This window comes from Streptomyces sparsus (genome assembly GCF_054776295.1).
Map to the genome: position 1 here is coordinate 1 of NZ_BAAHCA010000630.1, position 2,917 is coordinate 2,917.

Below are 2,917 nucleotides of genomic sequence, written 5' to 3' on the forward strand. Positions count from 1 at the left end.
CGGGGCGATGTCGGCTGGTTGTGCGGCGAGCAGCGCTTCCGCGCGGCCCCGCACGTCGGCGGGCAGGTCCACGCCGCCGCGGGCCAGGGCGACGACGTCCACCCGGGCGCCCAGTTCGGCGGCGGCCTTCTCAAGCGCGCGGACGTCGTCGTCGCTGCGCATGTCGACCAGGGTGACCACCACGTACCGCCTCCGGGGGAAGCGGCTGTGCAGGGCGGTGATGGTGTTGCGGACGGTGCGCCCGGTGGAGAGTTCGTCGTCGACCAGCACCAGCGGGCCGTCGCCGGTGAGCAGTCCGGCGTCGTACGGGAGCAGGAGGTGCGAGGTGTGGTGCGAGTGCTCCTCCTCGAACCCGCCCACGGGTGCGACGCCGGGCACCGCACGCCGCGTCGAGTGCAGGTACGGGGCGTCATCCAGGCCGTCGGCGACGCAGTGGCCGAGGCCGGTGGCGGTTTCCGCGTAGCCCAGGACGACGGCGCGGGCGGTCTCCGCCGCGCCGAGCAGCTCCCGTACCCGGTGGCCGAGGCCCAGCGCGGTGTTGTACACGACGTCGGGGCGCTGGGGCACGTGCTTGCCCAGCACGTTGGACACCAGCAGGTGGGCCCGTTTGGGGTTGCGCCGCAGCGCCAGCCCCAGCAGGTCGCGGACGCCCTCGCCGCGCAGTCCGATGCCGAGCCGGTCGGCGACCCATTCGCCTGTCCACACCACGTTGTTGTTCCCGTCGGTTGTGCCGTGCACCGCCGCCGGTCGCGGGATCGGTGCTGCCTGTGCTGCTCTTCCCGTGCTCATGGGCCGAGCCGGGCTCATGAGCACGGCTCGCGTGCGTGGGGGTGCTCCGCGTCCGCGCGGACCGTCGGACCGGGGCGGCCCACGCCTCGGGGTGGGGCGGACGTCCGTGCCCGCTGTCGGGGAGGGGCGGGGCGGAGGCCCGCCGGTCGCCGGTGAGGGCTCACTTGATGCTGGCCGCGAGCAGGTCCACGAAGTCCACGTCCTCCCGGGCCACGCCGAAGACCTCGGCGCGCAGCAGTGTGCGTTCCGCCCAGGCCCGGTGGGGCTTCACCTCGTTCATCTTGTTCGTGTACGCCGACCGCAGCACTCCGCCGCCGTTGCAGGCCGGCCGCAGTATGTCGGTGGCGTCGCTGAACTCCTCGTGACTGACGACGGACAGCGCGTGCACCGGGGCGACGTGCGAGGGATGGATGCACGTCTTGCCCTGGAGCCCGTTGGCGCGGTCGAGTTGGATCTCCCGCAGCAGCCCGTCCATGTCGTGCTCGATGAGCCCGGCGCGCAGCTCCTCCGCGCCACGGCCCGCGAACGGGCTGCGTCGCAGCTGGGGCTTGAACATGCGCTGCTGGATGCGGAAGTACTCCCACACCGGGCCGGTGACGGTGAAGCCGGTGCCGTCGTGGCGGCCGAGCATGTTGACCACGTCGGCGATGACGGTGGCGACCAGCTTGACGTCGTACGCCGTCATGTCCGGCGATCGGCGCAGGCCGTAGGCGGAGCAGAAGTCGGTGACGCCCAGCCGGATCGCCAGGACCCGCTCGCGGTACTTGTCGACCGCGCGTGCGATGCCTGCGAGCGTGCTCTGGCGGGACTCCAGATAGAGCAGCTCGGGCGACTCCAGGACGGGCATGGCGAACAGTCTCCGTCCGCTGCCCGCCTCGGCGAGCGCCAGCGCCTCGAGAAAGGGGATGCCGCGGTCCTCGGTGAACTTCGGCAGCACGAACCCGGAGAGCACCCGCGCGGCGGGACCGAGCCGGGCCACCAGCCCGGTGATCTGCTCGGGTTCGCGCACCCGCACGAACAGCAGCGGCAACTCGGCGGACGGGTCGACGTCCGTTCCGTGCAGTGCGGTGAGCTGCTGGACGAGGTTGTCCTCCGCGGCGGTCACCTCGTCGTCGGCGATCGAGTCCTCCAGACACAGCACCATGGAGACCACTCCGCAGGTGGCCTGCTTGCTGATGTCCGCGGCGAGCCTGGGGCGCGTCGCCGGGCTGTAGAGGGTGGCGCCGAGCGCCACGGAGAGCACACGGGCGGACGAGTCCGGATCGAAGTCGGCAGGTTCCTGATGGAACAAGGCATGCCGGACATCACTGGTCAGATGCCTGAAGTGACGCATGGGCCCCCGTTTCGCTGATGTTCTCCGGGCTCGCACATGAGGGGCCCGACCGGTCATCGTACGTGCGGGCTCCGATCAGGAGTTCCCCCACGGGTGAAAATCTCGTTACCGGCACCTTTTGCCCAGGCGTCTCGAAACTACCCCACGCCCAGTCGGCCCCACGCGGGTGCTCCGCCGCGGACTCGCCGTCCCCCGCGTTGTCGTCAGCAGCGCCATGGAGGCAGGATGACGGCATGACGCACGCCATGGCGAAGGGCTCAAACATCCAGGTGCACGCGGCGGCCGTGCGCGCGGTGCTGCGTTGGGCCGACGAACCCGGAACCCCCGATGTGGACGCCTCCGCGCTGCTGCTGGGCGGTGACAGCCGGGTACGCTCCGACGAGGACTTCGTGTTCTACAACCAGCCGCGGCACCCGTCCGGGCTGGTCAGACACCTGGCCAAGACGCGGGAACCGGAAGGCCTCGCGGACACGGTGGAAGCCGACCTGACCGCGCTGGACGACGGCGTCGAGCGCGTGCTGCTCTCCGCGTCCGCGGACGGCGGCACGTTCGGCCAGGTCGCCGGCGGCCTCCGGCTGCTGCTGTGCGACGCGGCCGACGGCGAGCCGCTCGCCCTGTTCGACATCGAACCGGAGACGGGCGCGGAGACGGCGCTGATCTGCGGGGAACTGTACCGGCGGGGCGGCGGCTGGAAGTTCCGCGCGCTCGGCCAGGGTTACACCAGCGGGCTGGTCGGCCTGGCGACCGAGTTCGGCGTCTCGGTGGACGACGGCAGCGACGCCGCGCACCCCACCG

The 2,917-nt window shown here is 71.8% G+C and carries 3 protein-coding genes; 1 reads left to right on the top strand and 2 read right to left on the bottom strand.

The window, feature by feature from the left end; genetic code table 11:
• Nucleotides 1–789: phosphoribosyltransferase domain-containing protein (locus ACYVE9_RS21310; RefSeq protein ID WP_461029497.1), on the bottom strand; the 789-nt coding region annotated here is incomplete at its 3' end.
• A 160-nt stretch (nt 790–949) separates the two neighbouring features.
• Nucleotides 950–2,122 carry an HpcH/HpaI aldolase/citrate lyase family protein gene (locus tag ACYVE9_RS21315; RefSeq protein ID WP_461029498.1) on the bottom strand — a complete coding sequence of 391 codons (1,173 nt, stop codon included), beginning with the start codon at nt 2,120–2,122 and terminating at the stop codon, nt 950–952.
• A 233-nt stretch (nt 2,123–2,355) separates the two neighbouring features.
• On the opposite strand from ACYVE9_RS21315, the gene ACYVE9_RS21320 reads away from it, so the two are divergent.
• Nucleotides 2,356–2,917: TerD family protein (locus ACYVE9_RS21320; protein WP_461029499.1), on the top strand; the 562-nt coding region annotated here is incomplete at its 3' end.